Origin of the sequence: Nitrosomonas supralitoralis, assembly GCF_003011925.2 — a bacterium.
Lineage (GTDB): Bacteria > Pseudomonadota > Gammaproteobacteria > Burkholderiales > Nitrosomonadaceae > Nitrosomonas > Nitrosomonas supralitoralis.
The window spans coordinates 1-1,955 of sequence record NZ_PXXU01000134.1; the positions used below are offsets into that span (position 1 = coordinate 1).

Genomic DNA, 1,955 nt, shown 5'->3' on the forward strand with positions numbered 1-1,955 from the left:
ATTTAACTCAATTAATTAACGCTCTTTACCGTTTACAATATTAGGCTTCTAAATAAATGATCTAATACTGACTGAAGAATTCTTGAGTGTCCCTGGCGCAGTGAACAATCCTTCAACTATACCCATCATAGGAGTTCAAGTCAGTCATCACAACATAGAATGATATCTTTCTGAAGTAAGCGTCTTCGATAAATTTTAAAGTAGAACCCAAGTTTACCGCTGGGTTGAATCGATCGATAACGCCTTGAATGCTTACCCGACCAATTGGACATATTATAATACTGTGAAGAAATCGACTAACGTTTTTCTGTAGGATAGACTTTTTCCAATTGATGGCGAAATTCGTATAGTAGTCATGATTCTTATATCTCAGAATTCTATTATGAAGTAGTATTCTTTTTTTTACTTTGTACTTCTTCATCCCGAATATCTGCTTTTATTTTTTTGGTATCGGATTGATGTTGTAAAGATCCTTTGTTTTCTATTTCAATTTCTTTAATAAAAACCGCATATTCGCGTGGATAAATTATATACCCTGAAATTTGAGCATAAACTCTTGTAAAAATAGCGCTAAAATATAAAATAATTGCTGAATAATAAACCCATAGCATAATGATTACGATGGAGCCTGCTGCCCCATAAGTTGAACTTATCTCACTATTGGCTAAATAAAAAGTAATAACAGATTTTCCTATCAAAAAAAGTAAGGCAGTGGTTATAGCGCCAACAACGACATTCCTCCAACTAATCTTGGCATCCGGCAGAAATTTGAATATGCAAGAAAATATAAAAGTAATGACAATAAAAGTCAGAGTGAGATTAAGAGAATAAGTGAGATAGACAGTTATAGTAGGAAACATTCTCTGTAAGTTTCCCATTAAGACTTCCAATGCAGCGCTTAAGGTCAGAGATACTAGCAGAATAAATCCTAATGAAACAACCATTGAAAAGCTTAATAAACGATTAATTATAAGTTTGATAAAACCTGTTTTAGGTTTTGCTTTTAAACGCCAGATATAATTGATTGATTCCTGGATTTCAACAAAAACTCCCGTCGCTAAGAACATGAGCATAACTATACTGCCAAGGGTCGATAATGAGCTTCTTTCAGAAATAGCAGCATTTTTAATTAGTTCTTCTACTTGAGTAGCAGCTGGTGAACCAATCAATTCAGCGAGCTGGGGATAAAGATTACCTTCTATCGCTTCTGCTCCAAAGAAAAATTGAACTATTGTTATAATAATAATGAACATCGGTGCGAGTGCAAACAAGGTATAAAATGCAAGAGATGCACTCATTTTTAATACGTTGACCTCAATAAACTCAGAAAACACTTCTTTAATTATTGGCCAAGCTTTCTTCATCGTTAGTTTCATAACTTTTAAAGAATAAGGAAATCCAAATTTATTGATGAGTATCTTGATTATTAGTTAATTTGATTAATATTAATCCTGTCAGTAAAACTATAGATTGGATAGCAGCAAATATTAGCCAGATTCCAATTTTTATGCATATTATGGAAGTATTACAATAATAAGAAGCTATATGCTTTCAGGTGACCTTAGCTTGTTGCCATCGCTTATTAAACTCAATAGCAATTTTAAAAGATCGATCAGGATCCAAACCCTACCATATTTGCAGTATTATCAGAGAAATTGATGCCAATTAAATCTACGGACGTATTGGAGACGAATTCGACCGTTACGCCATCGCCTCATTGACTGCATCAATATTGATAAAACCTATTCTTACTGAATCTAAAAAATATCTGATCAATAAAATGTCGAATCTCATTTCCCAAATCCCCTAGATACTTCGAATTAATAATATATTAAAAAAATACGCAAATATGTGCGTTACCAAACAAGGGTAAATTCATATGCTTTACCTTAGGAAATTGTTTTTTTCATTAAAAAATGTTAAGAAATTCATATCTCCGCAATTTTGGCTTGTCG

General features: G+C 32.7%; 1 protein-coding gene. It reads right to left on the reverse strand.

What is annotated here, in order from left to right; genetic code table 11:
• Window positions 1-380: 380 nt before the first annotated feature.
• On the reverse strand, window positions 381-1,364 hold the full coding sequence (locus C7H79_RS16965) for a YihY/virulence factor BrkB family protein (RefSeq protein ID WP_242447359.1): 984 nt from the start codon (window positions 1,362-1,364) through the stop codon (window positions 381-383).
• Between the last annotated feature and the right edge of the window lie 591 nt (window positions 1,365-1,955).

What these genes read in the sequence shown, in the direction of transcription:
- C7H79_RS16965 (WP_242447359.1), bottom strand. Translation starts at nt 1,364, where the DNA reads ATGAAGAAAGCTTGGCCAATAATTAAAGAAGTGTTTTCTGAGTTTATT.